Origin of the sequence: Actinoplanes sp. SE50/110 (genome assembly GCF_900119315.1) — a bacterium.
In the GTDB taxonomy this organism is placed as follows: domain Bacteria; phylum Actinomycetota; class Actinomycetes; order Mycobacteriales; family Micromonosporaceae; genus Actinoplanes.
Map to the genome: position 1 here is coordinate 2358242 of NZ_LT827010.1, position 15527 is coordinate 2373768.

The following is a 15527-nucleotide window of genomic DNA, read 5'->3' on the forward strand; positions in this document are numbered from 1 at the left end:
CCGCCGCCGGCCGACCGCGGCTGCGAGCACTGACCGCCGCCGGGGGCACGCCGGCCCGCCGCCGGCCGGCCCGGGCTGCGAGCACCGACCGCCAGAGGGTCACGCCGTGCGATAGCTGGTGGCGGTCCGCTGCAGGACGCCGGCCCGCTCCGCCAGCCCGCCGGCCGTCGCCCGGGTCTGGGTGGCACTGGTCGCGGTGCCGGCGGCCACCTCGGCCACCTCGGCCACCGCCACCGCGATGTCGCTCGACCCGGTCGCGGCGTGCGCCACGCTGCGGGCCATCTCGGCGGTGGTGGCGCTCTGCTCCTCGACCGCCGCCGCGATCGTCCCCGCGTAGCTGTTGATCTGCCCGGTCACCTCGGCGATCTCGGCGACCGCGGTCAGCGCCTCGGCCGCGTCCCGCTGAATGGCGGCCACCCGCTCGGAGATGTCCTGCGTCGCCTTGGCGGTCTCCTGGGCCAGTGTCTTCACCTCGCCGGCGACCACCGCGAACCCCTTGCCGGCCTCACCGACCCGGGCCGCCTCGATGGTCGCGTTGAGAGCGAGCAGGTTGGTCTGCTGCGCGATCACGTTGATGATCGTCACGACGTCGCCGATCTCCGCCGACGAGTGGTCCAACTGGGCGAGCACGTCGTTGGTGCGCTCCGCCGAGCTGCTGGCGCGCGCCGACACCCGGGCCGCCTCGGTGGCGTTGCTGGCGATCTCGGCGATCGAGGCGCCCATCTGCTCGGCGCCCGCGGCGACGGTCTGCACGTGCCGGCACACCTCCTCGGCCGCCGCGGAGACCGCGACCGCCCGGCCGGAGGTCTGCTCCGCCGCCGTGGACAGGTGCGTCGACACCTCGGAGAGCTGCTGCGACGCCGACCCGAAGAAGGCCGCGTCGTCCGCCATCCCGCCGACCATGGCCGCGGTGGCGGCGGTCGTCCGGTCCAGGGTCGCGGCCAGCCCGGCCACCTCGTCGCTGCCGGTCACCTCGGTGCGGGCGGTCAGGTCGCCGTCCGCGATGCTGCGCAGCACCGTCACGCACCGGTTCAACCTCCGCGAGATCGACCCGGCGACCGCCGCCCCGAACAGCCCGGCCGCGATCATCCCCACCACGCTGACCACACCGAGGACGATCACCGCCTGCCGGAAGGTGTCCGCGGTGGCGGCGTTCTTCTCCCGGGCCACCCCGGTCTCGATGCCGACGAGTTTCTGCAGACTGCCGTCCAGCCGGTCCGAGGTGGTTGTCATCGCGCCGCCCCAGACGCTGACGAATGCGGCCCGGTCATGATTGCGGATGGCCGGCAACAATTGTTCGTCGCGCAATTTCCGATAAGTGTGTACGGCATCGCTCACGGTCGCCACCTCCGCCTCCCGGCCGCGCATGTCGGAGGAGGTGTAAGCCGCGAAGGCGGCGTCGAAAGCGGCATCCTCGCCCTGGTCGAAGCGGGCCTCGACGCCCTGCCGCGACAAGGCCGCGGTGAGCAGGCTGGCCTTGGTGACGCCGGCCGACCGCTGCATCGCCGTCACCTGGGTGATCGGCACCAGATTCTGCTGGTAGACGTAGTCGGCGGCGGCCCGCATCTGCCGCATGCCGGAGATCGCGGCGATGCCGACGGCCACCGTCGCGATCGCCATCGTGGCGACCGCCAGCAGTATCTTGGTGCCGACCCGGCGGTTGGTGACTGCCAGCATCAATGGCGCAAAAATTCGTGCGATCATCATTCGCGTCCCCCTCGGATGATTCCGCTTCCGGCCATACCATCGGTGCCGGGCCGCGCGGAATGACCCTCAGCGCCGAAGTTGCACGCAGGGAAAAGCCATTCGGAAATTGCACTGAGGGAAAGTCGCGTCAGCGCAGGGTGGCGAGGGCGGCGATCGAGCAGATCACCATGGTGGCGCCCATCGTGATGGCGGTCGCCGGACCGGCCAGCGTCATCGCCGAGGCGGCGAGGCTGCCCACCAGGAACTGCAGCAGGCCCTGCAGGGACGAGGCGGCCCCGGCGGCCGACCCGTGCCCGGCCAGGGCCAGCGAGGTGGCGTTGGCCAGCACGATGCCGAGCATGGCGACCGGCAGGAACAGGAAGGCCAGCAGCAGGGGCAGCGGCAGGCCGGCGACGGCGCAGACCAGCACCCCGGCCGAGCCGAGGACGGCGATCGAGAGGCTGACCCGCAGCAGGGTGTGCTCGCCGGTGACCCGGCCGACGAGCATGCCGCCGATCTGCCCGAACACCACGATGCCGAGCCCGTTGAGGCCGAAGACCAGGCTGAACTGCTGCGCGCTGAGTCCGTAGGCGTCCTGCAGGACGAACGACGAGCCGGAGATGTAGGCGAAGACGGCCGCGAACATCAGCGCCGCGGCGACGACGTAGCGCAGATAGTGCCGGTCGGTGCCGAGCGTGCGGAACGCCCGCAGGGTCGCCCGCGGGTGTGCCGGCGCACGCCGTTCCCGGGGCAGCGATTCGGGCAGGGCGAGGGCGACAGTGACCAGGAGGATGGCGCCGACCGCGGCCAGCACCAGGAACACCGCCCGCCAGGTGGTGAAGGTGAGCAGCTGGCCGCCGATGACCGGCGCGACGATCGGTGCGACCCCGTTGACCACCATCAGGGTGGCGAAGAAGCGGGTCATGGCGGTGCCCTGGTAGAGGTCGCGGACGATGGCCCGGGCCAGGACGGTGCCGGCCGCCGCGCCCAGCGACTGCAGCACGCGGCCGCCGATCAGATAGCCGGCGGTGGGGGAGAGCGCGCACCACAGCGATCCGGTCACGTAGAGCGCCATCCCGGCGAGCAGCGGCCGCCGCCGGCCCCAGGCGTCCGAGAGCGGGCCGACGATCACCTGGCCGACGGCGAGCCCGACGACGAACACCGTCAGGGTGAGCTGTACCAGGGTCGCGCCGGCGTCCAACTCGTCGGCCATCCCGGGCATGGCCGGCAGGTACATGTCGATGGTGAGCGCGCCGAACGCGCTCAACGCGCCCAGGATCAGGGCCAGCCGCGCCCGGTGCCGCGCCGTGGGCGGAGCTTGAGTTATGGACACATAATTATGATGCCATAATCAGGGGGTGACCCGTGACGATGCCGGCGCCGCGCTCGCGGATCTCGCCGACCTGATCCTCAACGTCGGCCGCCTGGTGCGCGCCCGCACGCCGGACGAGAGTCCGGACGTGGTGCCGTTGACCGAGACCGAGCGGCAGGTGATGCGCATCGTCGACCTCCACCCGGGCGCCGCGCCCAGCGAGATCGCCCGGCGCACCCGGCTGCAGCGCACCAACGTCAGCACGGCGCTGCGCGGGCTGGAGGGCAAGGGCATGGTGTCGCGTGCCGCGACCGCCGGCCGCGGCGTCGCCGTGCACCCGACCGAGCTGGCCGCGGCCAACCTGCGGGTGCTGCGCGCGGCCTGGGCGCGCGAGCTCGCCGGCGACCTGGGCGACGACCTGGACGCGGTCCGCCGGTGCACCGACCTCCTCGGCCGGTTGGAGCGGCAGCTCACCGCCGACGAGCCCTGACCCGCGGACGGCTCAGCTGAGGCGGGCCTCGTCCGCCTTGTCGTACGGGCGGATGTCGGCCAACCGGCCCGCGCGCAGCTTCGTCGGCCAGGCCGGCTCGGAGAGCAGGGCGCGTCCCAGGCCGACCAGGTCGAACTCGCCGCGTTCGAAGAGCTCGAGCAGCGGCGCGACGCTGAGGGTCGGTGCCGGCTCCTCGGTCTCGCCGCGGAAGGCCTGCGCGACCCCGACCGAGCCGATCGCCACGACCGGCAGCCCGGTCACCTTCCTGGTCCAGCCGGCGAGGGTCAGCGGCGAACCCTCGAAGGCCGCCGTCCAGTACCGCCGGGTGGAGACGTGCAGGCCGGTGACCCCGGCGTCGACCAGCGGGGCGAGGATCTGCTCCAGCTCACCGGGGGTGTCGGCGATCCGCGCGTCGAAATGGGTGCCCTTCCACTGCGAGAACCGGAACAGCACCGGGAAGTCCGGTCCGACGGTCGCCCGGACCGCGGCGACCACCTCGGCGCCGAGCCGGGCCCGGTTGGCGAGGCTGCCGCCGTACCCGTCGCCGCGGTGGTTGGTGCCCGCCCAGAGGAACTGGTCCAGCAGGTAGCCGTGTGCTCCGTGCAGCTCCACGCCGTCGAAGCCGGCGAGCTGCGCGTCGCGGGCCGCGGTGGCGAACGCGGCCACCACCGCGTCCAGGTCGGCGGTGGTCGCGGGTTCGCCGACCACGGTGCCGTCGGCGCGCCGGCCGGACGGGCTCAGCACCGGCGCCTCGGGGTGCGGCGGGGCGCCCGCGGCCCGGGTGGCGCCGAGGTGCCACAGCTGCGGCACGATCCGGCCGCCGGCCGCGTGGACGGCCTCGGCGACGGCCCGCCAGCCGGCCAGCGCGTCCGCGCCGTAGAAGCGCGGGACCCGGTCGCTGGACCCGGCCGACGGGTGGTCGACGTAGGTGCCCTCGGTGACGATCAGCCCGACGTGCGGGGCGCGCCGCGCGTAGTAGGCCGCGACATCCTCGCCGGGAACCCCACCGGGCGAGAACTGCCGCGTCATCGGCGCCATCACGAAGCGGTTGGCAAGATCGATATCGCCGATCTTGTACGGGGTGAACAGCGGCGCCGGATCGATAGTCACACCACGCTCAAGACCGGTGGGCGCGCCCTTAATCCGGATGTGGCGCATGTCATATTTCTCCTATCGGCTTCAGGGGCGCAGATACCGGAGGACGGCGAGGACCCGGCGATGGTCGGAGTCGGTGTGCGGAAGATCCAGCTTGGTGAAGATGCTGCCGATGTACTTCTCCACCGCGCTGTGACTGACCCTCAGCTCGCCGGCGATGCCGTTGTTGGACCGGCCCTCGGCCATCAGCCGCAGCACCTCCGACTCCCGGGGGGTGAGCCGCTGCAGCGGGTCGGCCCGATGCCGCACGAGCAGCTGGGCGACCACCTCGGGGTCGAGCGCGGTACCGCCGGCGGCGACCCGGCGCATGGCGGCCAGGAAGTCCGGCACGTGTGCCACCCGGTCCTTCAGCAGATAGCCGACGCCGCTGGTCCGGACGGACAGCAGGTCGGTGGCGTACCGCTCCTCGACGAACTGGGACAGCACGACGACGGCGACGGCCGGGAACTCGTGATGGATGACCAGGGCGGCCCGGATGCCCTCGTCGGTGTGCGACGGTGGCATCCGGACGTCGACGAGCGCCACATCGGGCCGGTGCGCCGCTACCGCGCGCAGCAGCTCGACGGCGTCGGCGACCGCCTCGACGACGTCGAAACCGCCGTCGGTGAGCAGTTTGGTCAGACCGGCCCGCAGCAGCACCGAATCCTCGGCGATCACGATCCGCACGGCAACTCCACGGTGATCGTGGTCGGCCCGCCGGTCGGGCTGTGCAGCGCGAACGTCCCGTCGACGGCGGCCGCACGCCGGGCCAGTCCGACCAGCCCGGTGCCGTCGCCGCCGGTGGTCGCGCCACCCCGGCCGTCGTCGGTGACGACGACCCGGAGCCGGTCGGCGGCGCGTTCGACGATCACCTCGGCGCGGGTGGCGCCGGCATGCTTGCTGACGTTGGTGAGCGCCTCGGAGACGACGAAGTAGGCGATCGCCTCGACCACCGGCGAGCACCGCGCCGGCACGTCGACGAGCAGCCGGACCGGCAGCGGGGCCCGGGCGGCGATGCCGGACAGCGCCGCGTCCAGCCCGCGGTCGTCGAGCACGGCGGGATGCAGCCCCCGGACGAACTCGCGCATCTCGGCGAGCGCCTGAACGGCCTCGTCGTGGGCGTCCTCGATCGCCCGCATCGCCGGCCCGGATGTCCCGGCGAGGGTGGCGCGGGCCATGCCCAGGTTCATCGCGAGCGACACCAGCCGCTGCTGGGCGCCGTCGTGCAGGTCGCGTTCGATCCTGCGGCGTTCGGCGTCGGTCGCGGCGACGACGTCGGCCCGGCTCCGGGCCAGCGACTCCACCCGCATCGACAGCTCCGCCCGGCGGCCGGGGCCGAGCAGGGCGCGCGCCAGGGCCGTGTCGGCGCGGGCCACCCGGGCGGCCGTCCAGGGCGCCACGAGCACCAGAACGGCGAACGCCACGCCGGTGAAGCAGGCCAGCAGGTGATAGGCGATCTGCCGCCCGCGGGCCGGCCGGACCGGCGGTGGGATGTCGGCGCCGAGCAGCACCCGGAACCGCCGCCGCTGCACCCCGGTCAGGCGCCGCGCGGCCTCCGGTGCCAGCCCCGGCGCGACCACGGCGAGCAGCACGAACCCGGCAGTCGCCGGCCAGTCGCCGGGGCCGGCGTACAGCAGGCTCCAGCCCGCGCAGTAGACGGCGCCAACCGGCAGCACGCCGGTCAGCGCGAGACCGAGCACGCCGAGCGGCAGGCCCGCGAGCGTGTGGACGGCAACCCGCCAGGTGCGGGCCGCGCCGGCCGGCACCGTCCGGGAGTTCCCCACTTCCGCCGCTGTCATGTGATCAAGGTAAACACCGTCCGGCGCCGTGGCGACGGGGCCACCCGCCGGTCCGGGGTGCGGAAAACCCCACCCCGGACCGGCTGCCCGCCCCACCGACACCGCGTCGCGCGTCCGGCAGCGTGATGGGCATGCTGGAACCGACCACAAACACCGACACCACGGCTGCGGTACGCCCCCTGCGCCGCCGTACGCTGCTCACCGCGACCCTCGCCGCCGGGATCGGCCTGGCCGCGGGCATCGGACCCGCTGTCCCCGCCGCTGCCCGTCGTCGGTCGACCGGGGGATACGTCCTGCCCGCGCCGACCGGCACCGCCGGGGTCGGCACCGTCGCCCTGCACCTGCGGGACACGAGCCGCATCGATCCGTGGGTGCCCGGTCGCCGGGCCCGGGAGATCATGATCCAGATCTGGTATCCGGCCCGGGACCTTCGCGGCCATCTGCCGGAGCCGTGGCTGTCACCCGGCGCGGTGCCGCATTTCGCCGAGACCTTCGGCCTGCCCGCCGACCGGATCCTGAGCACCCGCACGCACGGCCGGACCGGGGCGCCGGTCCTGCGCAGGACCGGCGGTCACCCGGTGCTGCTGTATTCACCGGGCCTGGGCGGCGATCGCGGCACCGGTACCGTCCTCGTCGAGGAACTGGCCGCCCACGGCTACCTCGTCGTGACCATCGATCACACCCACGACGCCTCCGAGGTCGAGTTCCCCGGCGGGCGGGTCGAGGTCGCCGCCCTCCCGCCGGATCTCACCGACGAGGTCGTCGTCCAGGCCGCCGCCGTCCGTGCCGCCGACACCCGGTTCGTCCTCGACCAGCTGGCCGTCCTCGACGCCGGTGGCCATCCGGACGTCGGCCGCCGGCGGCTGCCGGACGGTCTGCGCGGCGCGTTCGACCTGCACCGCATCGGCATGTTCGGTCATTCCCTCGGTGGCAGCACCGCCGCCGCCGTGATGCACGACGATCGCCGCGTCAAGGCCGGCGTCAACCTGGACGGCACCTTCGTCGGCCCCGCCGCGGCCGGTGGTTCGACCCGGCCGTTCCTGCTGGTCAGCAGCGACCACGGGCCCGGCGCCGAGGATCCCACCTGGAACACGTTCTGGGCCGCCCACCGCGGCTGGAAGCGCCAGCTGAGACTGCGCGACTCGGTCCACGGGTCGTTCAACGACGGCATCGCCCTCTATCCCCAGGCCGGCACCGAGATCGGGCTCACCCCGCAACAGCTGGCGGACCTGGTCGGAACCCTCGACCCGGCACGATCCATCGGGATCCAGCGCACCTATCTGCGCGCCTTCTTCGACCGGCACCTGCGAGGCCGGGACGGTCGCCTGCTCGCCGCCCCGGACCCGCGTTACCCGGAGATCGACTTCGTCCGGTGACGAGGCTTCGCCCACGGCGGGGTGGCCGGTCCCGGGGAGAGCGGCTGCGGTTCGTTCTTCAGCGCGTCCGCGCGGTGCCGATAACCATGCGGCATGGACAGCCGCCCCGGCGGCTCGCGTGAGGGGTTCCAGGAAGGGACGGGCACGGCATGAGTGCGACGTGGGAGCAGCCGCAGCCGTGGGCTGTGCCACTGGTCAGTGTGTCGCTCGGTGGCGGTGAGGCGCGCACCTGCCGGGTCACCCGGCAGGCCGACGGCACCCTGCGCCTCGGGCTGACCGGGTTCGCGATGATCGGGGTCGACGCCACGCTGCTGTGGACCCAGAACAATCGCGGGTGCAGCATCGACGGCACGGTGATCGCCCCGCCGGCCGGCAGCCTCCCCGGCGTCTACCTGCGGGTGGACGGGGCGGCCGGCGGCATCCAGCGGCGGCGGACCGAGCGGGTGCGGGTGCAGTTGCCGGCCGCGGTGCGGCTGCCGTCCGGACAGCTGTTCCCCGGCCGGACGGTCGACCTGTCGGCCGGTGGGGCGCACGTGACCGTCGACCTGGAGGAGATCGGCGACGAGGCGCTGATCCGGCTCGTCGAGGACCTGGAACGCGACGTCCTGATCGAGGTGCAGATCGGGCTGCCGGACGGGCTGGCCGGGATCACCTGTCAGGTCCGGGCCGGCGGCGACGAGCCGGGCGACGTGCGCCTGCTGTTCATCAACATGAACCCCGAGGTCCGGGCCCGGGTCGTCCGGTTCGTCGAGGCGAGTGCCCCGGCCGTGGTCGGCTGATCAGGCCCGGGCGGCGGCCGGTGCGGCGCCGCGCCGGCCCAGGGCGGGCGCGATCAGCCGTACCGTGTCGTGCAGGATCTGCTCGTAGTCGTCGCGGCGGAATTCGTACGGCAGCTCCAGCCTCAGCTCCGACACCCGGGCCAGCACCGGGTCGGCGGTGAGCCGCTCGACGATCTCCGCGGCCGGGCCGACGAGGTCGGGGGCGAACAGGATCCGCCGCTCGCCCTGTGGCTTGCCGGTGCGGTCGTGACGGCTCGCCGCGTACGCCCGATAGCGGTCCCGGGTGGTCCGATCGGCACTGTCGGTCGGCACGATCACCCGGCCGATCGCGACCCGGGCCGGCCGGCCCGGCGCGACGTCGCGCCGGTATTCCTCGAGCAGGTGCAGCTGGGCGGCGGCGAAGTCGTCGTGCCGCTCGCCGGCGACGATGTTGCCGCTGAGCAGGTTCAGGCCGTTCGCCCCGGCCCAGCGGGCCGACGTGGCGCTGCCCACGCCGTACCAGAGCCGGTCGATCAGACCCGGATTGTGCGGCTGCAGCCGGGGCCGCTGGGTGTTGCCCGGCGACCGGATCACCGTATCCGGCCCGCCCAGGTAGTCCCCGCGCAGGTTGTCGGCCAGGCGGGCGATCCGCCCGTGCGACAGGTCGAAGCCGCGCCAGTCGCCGTCGAACACCAGCGGCCCGAGGAGCTCGGCGTGCGGCGGGGTCCCGGCGCTGAACCCGGCCTGCAGGCGCCCGCGGGACAGCACGTCGGCCAGCGACAGGTCCTCGGCGAGGCGGAACGGGCTCTCGTAGCCGATCGGGATGACCGCGGTGCCCAGCTCCACCCGTTCTCTCCCATGGGTGAAACGTCGAAAGTGGCGGACCGCCGAGATTTCCGGATCGGTCCCGCCGGACTTCTTGGGTCGGCCCCGGATCCACCGATAAACCTGGTGTTCCGCCGTGGCATGTCCTCACCTGGGAGTCCGCTCTTGTCCAGTCGTCAGTTCGTCACCTTCGAGGTCGCCGGTCAGTTCTTCGGCGTGGATGTGGACGCCGTCCAGGAGGTGTTGTCCTACAGCGAGTACACCCCGGTGCCGATGGCCCCCACCGCGGTCGGCGGCCTGTTCAACCTGCGCGGTCAGGTGATCGCCGCGGTGGACCTGCGGGTGCAGTTCGGTCTGCCCCGCCGGGACATGACCGGCCTGGTGATGAACGTGATCGTCCGGCACGACGGCGAGCCGGTGAGCCTGCTGGTGGACCGCATCGGCCAGGTCGCGTACCTGGACGCGCAGATGTTCGAGGAGCCGCCGGCGACGCTGACCGGCCCGTCCCGGGCGCTGGTCACCGGTGCGTACAAGACCGAGGGCCGGTTGCTGCTGGTGCTCGACGTCGCCGAGTGCGTGAACACCTCGCGCGTCACCGCCTGAGGCGGCACCGGCCGGGATCTCCGGTCAGGGACGTTCGAGCAGCACGAATCCACTGTCCCTGGTGACCGTCCGGTAGCCGGCGGCCACCAGGGCCTCGACCCTGGCGAGCCGGATGTCGCGCGGCAGCGGCCAGTCGTCGACTTCCAGGTCGACCACGACGTACCGGGGAGCCGGGCCCGGATAGTCCAGCCCGAACAGCGTGACCGTCGTCCGTCCGGTCAGCTGCGGAACGAGCCGGTTGGCGGCGGACACCGTCGCGCCGTCCGGAATCAGGTCGAGGACCCGATGCGCGGCGGTACCGCGGGGGTCGCCCCGCCAGATCGGCGCCGAGGCCAACTGCGCCAGCGGGTACCGCGGCAGCAGGAACCCGGTGACGGCGAGGCTGGCCACCAGCACGAGCCGGGTCGCCGCGGCACCGGTGCGGTCCGCGGCGGGCCGCCGGCGCGTCAGGCCGTCGACGAACGCCAGCATCATGACCGGCATCAGGACGGCGCTGTAGTGGAAGCCGGTGCCCCAGTAGTTCGGGTTGCCGGAGGCGAAGCGCCAGAGCAGCGTCGGTACCGCGACCCAGGCCAGCGGTGATCGCAGCGCGACGCCGGCGGTCGGCGCCAGCAGGGCGAGCACGGTCAGCAGCTTGACCGCCGTCACCGGATGCTGCAGCCCGGAACCCACCGCCGCCGAATAGGCGTAGGCGTCGTCCGGGTTCAGGGCGGGGACGACGACCCCCATCGCCAGTGCGGTGCCGAGCAGCCCGGCGGCGGCGAGCCCGCCACCCAGGCGGCGGGCCCCGAAGGCCGCGACGAGCAGGCCGATCACCGCCACGGTCAGGCCCAGGTCCTCCTTGACCAGCAGCAGGGGCAGCGCCCACCCGCTGGCCGCCCGCAGCCGCCGGTCGGCGAGCGCGGCGAGGCTGAACGACAGCAGCGGCACCGCGAAGCACACCTCGTGGAAGTCGAAGCCGACGGCCGACGCGATCCCCCAGGACAGTCCGTAGCCCGCCCCGGCGGTCACCGCCGCGAACGCGCCGAGCCGCCGGTGGGCGAGCGACATGATCGGTACGACGGCGACCGCCAGCAGCAGCGCCTGGGCCACGAGCAGCGTCACCGGTGTGGGAAAGATCCGGTAGAGCGGTGCCAGCAGGGCCAGCACGGGCGAGAAATGGTCACCGAGCTGCGGGAAACCGGGCCCCTTGAGCGGTACGAGGCCGGGCCGGCCCGCGGCGTACGAACGCACCGCCTGTTCGAAGATGCCCAGGTCGAACCCGGTGGTCCGGAGCCGCCGATGGTTGAGCAGGGACAGCAGCAGGTAGATCACGGCGAGTCCGCCGGCGCCGGACCAGGCGAGCACGGCGCCGGAGCGGCGCACCGGGGTGGCGCGCGCCGCCGGGACCACGTCGTGGCTGAGGACGATCATGGAGCGGGATCCTGCGCCGGGCGGGTTGACCCGTACCTGACCCGACCTGACCGAGCGATCAGGAAACGATCCGGCGCCATGCGATGCTGCACGCCATGCGCCTGCTGGTGATCGAGGACGAGCCCGAGTTGGCGACCATCCTGCAACGGGGACTGACGGCCGAGGGGTACACCGTCGACGTCGCCGGTGACGGACGGGTCGCGCTGGACCTGGCCCGCTTCGAGGACTACGCGGGCATCGTGCTCGACCTGATGCTGCCGGGACTCAACGGCTACCGTGTCTGCGCGACGTTGCGCCGTGAGGGGATCCGCACCCCGATCCTGGTGCTGACCGCGAAGGACGGCGACTACGACCAGATCGAGGCGCTCGACACCGGTGCCGACGACTTCCTGAGCAAACCGTTCTCCTACCCGGTGCTGGTCGCCCGGCTGCGGGCGCTGGTGCGCCGCGGTCCGGCCGCCGTCCCGGTCCGGCTCACCGTCGGCGACCTCGTCCTGGAACGGGCCGCGCGGACCTGCCGGCGCGGTACGGTGCCGATCACCTTGACCCCCCGCGAGTTCGCGATCCTGGACCTCCTCGCGCACCGTGCGGGCGAGCCGGTCACCAAACTGGAGATCCTGCGTCAGGTCTGGCCCGAGGACGTGGACGACCCGAACCTGGTCGAGGTGCGCGTCGGCCGGCTCCGCCGCAAGATCGATCTGCCCTTCGGGCGCAGCAGCCTGCGTACGGTGCGGGGCACCGGTTACCGCCTCGTCGACGACCGGGCGGCGGCATGACCGGCCTGCGGTCGGTGCGCGCCCGATCCGCGCTGGCGGCCGCCGCGGCGGCCGCCGTGATACTGACCGGCGGGGGACTGTGGGCCCGGCACTTCGTCGGTCAGCAGCAGCTGGAAGCGGGCCGGCGCAGCGCCGTCCAGCAGGTCAACGCCATGGGTCTGGCGGCGACCACGATCGGGACGGGCGGCGCGGAGGAACTGCGGCCCGCCTTCTACCCCGACGTCACCTTCGAGGTGGTCGACACCACCGGGGCGGTGCTCTCGGCCAGCCCCGACCTGGCCCCGTACGAGAGCGACGGGCGGGCCGTCATGCCGGCGGCGGACCCGCTGCCCGGCGACATTTCGATGGACACGCCGGAGGTCTCCGCCACGGTCCGGCTGGCCGACCCACCCGGAGACCACGCCCTCGACGGCCGGACCGTCACCGGCGTCCGGATCCAGGGCGCCCCCGTCAGCATGACCGACCACCCGGAACTCGGGCCGACGTTCGCCGTCTACGTGTTCGTCACCCCGCTCGCCGCGGAGCGGGCGGTGGCCACCGTCGACCGGATCCTCGTCGGCGCCGTCCCGCTGGCCGTCCTGGTGGTGGCCCTGGTCGCGTGGTTCGCCACCCGCCGGGCGTTACGCCCCGTGGAGGCCATCCGGGCCCGGACGGCGGAGGTCACCGCCAGCCGGCTCGCCGACCGCGTCGAGGTGCCGGCCACCGGCGACGAGATCGCGGCGCTGGCCACCACCATCAACGCCATGCTGGACCGGCTGCAGCGCGCCGATCGGGCCCAGCGCCGGATGGTCTCCGACGCCGCCCACGAGCTGCGCAGCCCGCTGGCGATCCTGCGGGCCGGCCTGGAGGTGGCCCAGGCGTATCCGGACCGCACGGACTGGCCGGCCACCGCGGCGACCGCGGTGGCCCAGGCCCAGCGGCTCACCGGCCTGGCCGACGACCTGCTCCTGCTGGCCCGCCTGGACGCGGGCACCGCGCCACCGCAACCGGAGGTCGACGCCGACGTCGTCGCCGTGCTGTCCCGGATGGCGGTCGAGACCATCACCCGCGACGGCGTCACGGTGACCGGCCCCGCCGGCCCGCCCGTGCCGGTACGGCTCGCCCGGGTCCCGTTCGAACGCATCGTCCGCAACCTGCTCGACAACGCCGTCCGGCATGCCGGACGGCGCGTCGAGATCCGGATCACCGCCGACCCGGCCGCCGCCGGGCGGACCCGGCTGCGGGTCGAGGTCGCCGACGACGGCCCGGGCATCCACCCGGGCGACCGTGACCGGATCTTCGACCGCTTCACCCGGGTGGACGCCGCGCGGGACCGGCACGCCGGCGGCGCCGGCCTCGGACTGTCGCTCGCGCGGGAGCTGGCCACCCAGCTCGGGGGAATCCTGCGGGTGGCGGACCGGCCCGTCCCCGGGGCGACGTTCGAGCTGACCCTGACCGTCACCGCCGCCTGAATGGTCCGGTCCCGGTCCTCAGGGGGCGGAGTGCCGGACGGCCGCCACCCCGGGCAGGCCGCCCACCTCGGCCACCAGGCCGTCGAACCCGCCGGGGCTGCTCAGCTCCACCAGCCAGAACCCGGGCAGCGTCGCCCGCGAGGCACCGGTGATCCGGCCGCCGCCGCAGTACGCGTCGCGGTAGTCCTGGTCGGTCACGTCGCCGGACCAGGCCGTGGACCGCACGGACGGCACATGCCAGATCGCGGCCTGGGCGATGTTGCGCTGTTCGGCGGAGGCGTCGCCGGTCACGTAGACGCGGGCCGTCAGGCCGGTGGCCACCTCGGCGGCCGGCAGCGCGGCGGGCGGCCCGGACGGGGTGCATCCCGGTCGTGTCCAGCTCGGCCGGCCGTTCATGGCGACCACCATGAACAGCACCAGCGCCGCCGCCGCGAGGATCCTGTGCCGGGCCGGCAGGGCGGCCGTCACCAGCGCCAGCATGCCCAGGCCGAACACCAGCGTGGTGGGTGCCCCGGACAGCTGATCCAGGGTCGTCCACAGCGGGCGGCCCTCCAGCGGCCCGGGCTGGGTGTACCACAGGCAGATGAAGTACAGACTCGCCGCGACCACGAGCATCGCCGACCAGACGAGCAGGACGGCGCCTCTGGTCCGGGCCGGACGGCCCTCGCTGCGTCGGCTCGCCCAGCCGAACAGCAGCCAGCCGGCGCATGCCGCGAGCAGCCCGGCCGGCACCGCGAACCGGGCCGGCCACGGTGGCGTCGTGCGGGACAACTGGAAGCCGGCCGAGCCGTCCGAGTCGTACCAGGGGTGGTCCTTCACGTAGTAGGCGCTGTAGTTCAGGATCAGGTCGTCCCGGGTGGCGGTGAACCCGGCGCTCCACGACGCTTGCTCGTCGTCCTGCTCGGCGGTGACGTCGTCGCGGATCTGCCAGCCCGCACCGGCCAGCCGGTCCCGGACGCCTCTGGTGTAGGCTGGCACGTCGCGGGTCTCCGGGGTGTTGCGCACCCAGTACTCGGCGAAGCCGTAGACCTCACCGCCGTCCGCGCCGGAGGCCGGTACGAACGGCGGGGCGTCGCCGCCACCGAGCACCGGCAGCCCGGGGAAGGCGGCCGTCGTGAGCTCTCGCGCCTGCGCCCCCGAGGGCAGCGGCTTCTGCAGCATCCAGCCCAGGCGGGCGCCGGTGGCCGCGCCCAGCAGCCCGCAGACGAGCGCGACCAGCAGGGACAGCAGCACCACGCTGGTGCTCGCGGGCCGGCCGAGGCGGGCCCGCAGCCCGTAACGGGTCAGGTTCACGATGTCCACCGCGGTCGGCCGGTCGCGTCCGGGCGGCGCGCATTCCAGCAGGGTGCCGAGCATCTCGGCGCGGCGGGGGCCGGGCGGATAGCACCGGAGCAGCCGGGCATACCGGCGGGCCAGCCGCTCGCTCACGAGGTGCTCAGGCTCAGCCCGAGCCGGCGGCGCGCCGACAGCTGCGCGGTGGCCGCGGCGACCGCCGCCCGCCGCCGCTCCGTCTCGGCGTCCAGCGCGGCGGCGCCGTCGGTGGTCAGCCGGTAGTACCGTCGCGGCCGCCCGTCCACCGTCTCCTCACGGTCCGCCTCGATGAGGCCGAGCGAGGTGAGCCGGTCGAGGGCCGCGTACAGGGTCCCGGCCTGCAACGTCACCTGGCCGTCGGAGAGTCGGTTCACCTCCCGGATCACCCCGTAGCCGTGCCGCGGCTCGGGCGCCAGGGCGGTGAGAACCCAGAAGCTGGGGTCGCGCATCGGTTCCGTCATGCCGCCCAATATAAAGATGATCTTTATATGAGACAAGATCAAGGGCACCATCGATTACTCGGTACGGTCGTCAGCCGGCGGTCGTCAGCCGTTCGCGGCGGCCGGCGTGTGTCAGCCGTTCGCGGCGGCCGG

General features: G+C 73.7%; 15 protein-coding genes. 6 read left to right on the forward strand and 9 right to left on the reverse strand.

Going from position 1 to position 15527, the window contains the following annotated elements:
• Positions 1–99: 99 nt before the first annotated feature.
• Together ACSP50_RS10535 and ACSP50_RS10540 are read right to left on the reverse strand one after the other, a co-directional pair.
• Positions 100–1677, reverse strand: a complete 1578-nt coding sequence (locus ACSP50_RS10535) for a methyl-accepting chemotaxis protein (protein WP_043511159.1) — start codon at positions 1675–1677, stop codon at positions 100–102.
• Positions 1678–1834: 157 nt separating this feature from the next.
• On the reverse strand, positions 1835–3019 hold the full coding sequence (locus tag ACSP50_RS10540; protein ID WP_014689164.1) for a multidrug effflux MFS transporter: 1185 nt from the start codon (positions 3017–3019) through the stop codon (positions 1835–1837).
• 25 nt (positions 3020–3044) lie between these two features.
• Between ACSP50_RS10540 and ACSP50_RS10545 the strand changes: the two genes are divergently transcribed.
• Entirely contained in the window at positions 3045–3488 is a 444-nt protein-coding gene (locus tag ACSP50_RS10545) for a MarR family transcriptional regulator (RefSeq protein ID WP_014689165.1), read from the forward strand.
• A 12-nt stretch (positions 3489–3500) separates the two neighbouring features.
• Here ACSP50_RS10545 and ACSP50_RS10550 read toward each other — a convergent pair whose 3' ends face one another.
• The 3 genes from ACSP50_RS10550 to ACSP50_RS10560 form a co-directional block, all read right to left on the reverse strand.
• Entirely contained in the window at positions 3501–4598 is a 1098-nt protein-coding gene (locus ACSP50_RS10550) for an NADH:flavin oxidoreductase (protein ID WP_043511160.1), read from the reverse strand.
• 69 nt (positions 4599–4667) lie between these two features.
• The gene (locus ACSP50_RS10555) at positions 4668–5309 is read right to left on the reverse strand and encodes a response regulator transcription factor (RefSeq protein WP_014689167.1); all 642 of its coding nucleotides are present in this window, start codon (positions 5307–5309) and stop codon (positions 4668–4670) included.
• A complete protein-coding gene (locus ACSP50_RS10560) occupies positions 5297–6421 on the reverse strand; it encodes a sensor histidine kinase (RefSeq protein ID WP_014689168.1) in 1125 nt (374 codons plus the stop codon). Before ACSP50_RS10560 ends, ACSP50_RS10555 begins: the two co-directional genes overlap by 13 nt.
• Positions 6422–6552: 131 nt before the next feature.
• Here ACSP50_RS10560 and ACSP50_RS10565 point away from each other — a divergent pair, with 131 nt between their 5' ends.
• Both ACSP50_RS10565 and ACSP50_RS10570 read left to right on the forward strand, forming a co-directional pair.
• Complete coding sequence (locus ACSP50_RS10565; RefSeq protein ID WP_099343732.1) at positions 6553–7797, forward strand: hydrolase; 1245 nt, start codon at positions 6553–6555, stop codon at positions 7795–7797.
• Between the two features lie 149 nt (positions 7798–7946).
• Positions 7947–8576 (forward strand): PilZ domain-containing protein, encoded by a 630-nt coding sequence (locus ACSP50_RS10570; protein ID WP_014689170.1) that lies wholly within the window; start codon positions 7947–7949, stop codon positions 8574–8576.
• Here ACSP50_RS10570 and ACSP50_RS10575 read toward each other — a convergent pair whose 3' ends face one another.
• Entirely contained in the window at positions 8577–9401 is an 825-nt protein-coding gene (locus ACSP50_RS10575; RefSeq protein ID WP_014689171.1) for an LLM class flavin-dependent oxidoreductase, read from the reverse strand.
• Positions 9402–9545: 144 nt separating this feature from the next.
• Here ACSP50_RS10575 and ACSP50_RS10580 point away from each other — a divergent pair, with 144 nt between their 5' ends.
• Entirely contained in the window at positions 9546–9983 is a 438-nt protein-coding gene (locus ACSP50_RS10580; RefSeq protein WP_014689172.1) for a chemotaxis protein CheW, read from the forward strand.
• A gap of 24 nt (positions 9984–10007) precedes the next feature.
• Here the strand turns inward: ACSP50_RS10580 and ACSP50_RS10585 are convergent, their stop codons facing one another.
• The gene (locus tag ACSP50_RS10585; RefSeq protein ID WP_014689173.1) at positions 10008–11396 is read right to left on the reverse strand and encodes a DUF2079 domain-containing protein; all 1389 of its coding nucleotides are present in this window, start codon (positions 11394–11396) and stop codon (positions 10008–10010) included.
• 95 nt (positions 11397–11491) lie between these two features.
• Between ACSP50_RS10585 and ACSP50_RS10590 the strand changes: the two genes are divergently transcribed.
• A complete protein-coding gene (locus tag ACSP50_RS10590) occupies positions 11492–12172 on the forward strand; it encodes a response regulator transcription factor (protein WP_043513908.1) in 681 nt (226 codons plus the stop codon).
• On the forward strand, positions 12169–13623 hold the full coding sequence (locus tag ACSP50_RS10595) for a HAMP domain-containing sensor histidine kinase (protein WP_014689175.1): 1455 nt from the start codon (positions 12169–12171) through the stop codon (positions 13621–13623). The genes ACSP50_RS10590 and ACSP50_RS10595 overlap by 4 nt, the downstream gene beginning before the upstream one ends.
• Before the next feature lie 18 nt (positions 13624–13641).
• On the opposite strand, the gene ACSP50_RS10600 is transcribed toward ACSP50_RS10595, so the two are convergent.
• The gene (locus ACSP50_RS10600; RefSeq protein ID WP_014689176.1) at positions 13642–15051 is read right to left on the reverse strand and encodes a hypothetical protein; all 1410 of its coding nucleotides are present in this window, start codon (positions 15049–15051) and stop codon (positions 13642–13644) included.
• The gene (locus tag ACSP50_RS10605; protein WP_043511166.1) at positions 15048–15395 is read right to left on the reverse strand and encodes a PadR family transcriptional regulator; all 348 of its coding nucleotides are present in this window, start codon (positions 15393–15395) and stop codon (positions 15048–15050) included. Before ACSP50_RS10605 ends, ACSP50_RS10600 begins: the two co-directional genes overlap by 4 nt.
• Positions 15396–15527 lie beyond the last annotated feature (132 nt).

Coding starts and splice junctions, on each gene's coding strand:
- ACSP50_RS10590 (WP_043513908.1), top strand. CDS start 11,492: ATGCGCCTGCTGGTGATCGAGGACGAGCCCGAGTTGGCGACCATCCTG.
- ACSP50_RS10535 (WP_043511159.1), bottom strand. CDS start 1,677: ATGCTGGCAGTCACCAACCGCCGGGTCGGCACCAAGATACTGCTGGCG.
- ACSP50_RS10585 (WP_014689173.1), bottom strand. CDS start 11,396: ATGATCGTCCTCAGCCACGACGTGGTCCCGGCGGCGCGCGCCACCCCG.
- ACSP50_RS10605 (WP_043511166.1), bottom strand. CDS start 15,395: ATGACGGAACCGATGCGCGACCCCAGCTTCTGGGTTCTCACCGCCCTG.
- ACSP50_RS10560 (WP_014689168.1), bottom strand. CDS start 6,421: ATGACAGCGGCGGAAGTGGGGAACTCCCGGACGGTGCCGGCCGGCGCG.
- ACSP50_RS10565 (WP_099343732.1), top strand. CDS start 6,553: ATGCTGGAACCGACCACAAACACCGACACCACGGCTGCGGTACGCCCC.
- ACSP50_RS10570 (WP_014689170.1), top strand. CDS start 7,947: ATGAGTGCGACGTGGGAGCAGCCGCAGCCGTGGGCTGTGCCACTGGTC.
- ACSP50_RS10595 (WP_014689175.1), top strand. CDS start 12,169: ATGACCGGCCTGCGGTCGGTGCGCGCCCGATCCGCGCTGGCGGCCGCC.